The sequence below is a fragment of the Hoskinsella mucinilytica genome (assembly GCF_045223415.1).
Taxonomy (GTDB): domain Bacteria; phylum Bacillota_I; class Bacilli_A; order Erysipelotrichales; family Erysipelotrichaceae; genus Hoskinsella; species Hoskinsella mucinilytica.
The window spans coordinates 1-389 of sequence record NZ_JBEQZJ010000129.1 but is presented as its reverse complement, the minus strand read 5'-3'; the positions used below and the strand labels follow the sequence as shown (position 1 = coordinate 389).

The 389-nt window shown below is 41.1% G+C and carries 1 protein-coding gene; it reads left to right on the top strand.

Annotated features, from left to right (window positions below; all coding sequences use genetic code 11):
• A partial coding sequence (locus tag UGRO018_RS17835) for a group II intron maturase-specific domain-containing protein (RefSeq protein ID WP_416327858.1) occupies nucleotides 1–298 on the top strand: 298 nt, incomplete at its 5' end.
• Between the last annotated feature and the right edge of the window lie 91 nt (nucleotides 299–389).

Below are 389 nucleotides of genomic sequence, written 5' to 3'. Positions count from 1 at the left end.
ATACATCAGAGGCTGGGTCAACTACTTCAAAATAGCAGACATGAAAAGTCTGCTTGAAAGAATAGACCAATGGTTACGCCACAAAATCAGATGTTATATCTGGAAGAGTTGGAAGAAATCAAAGGTTAGACGCCAAAAACTAGAACTTCTAGGATTGAGCAAAGGGAAAGCCAGAATGGTGGCAGGAAGCAGAGAAGGCTTGTGGAGGGTAAGTGCCTACCAAGATATAAATAGAGCCATCACAAATGAAAAATTGAGTAGAGCAGGCTACCCAACTTTTACGCAATATTACCTGTAAACAGTGAAAACTAAAGAGGAGCCGTGTACCGAACGGTAAGCACGGTTCTGTGGAAGGGACGAAATATTCTAATTATTAGTCTCTATCCGAT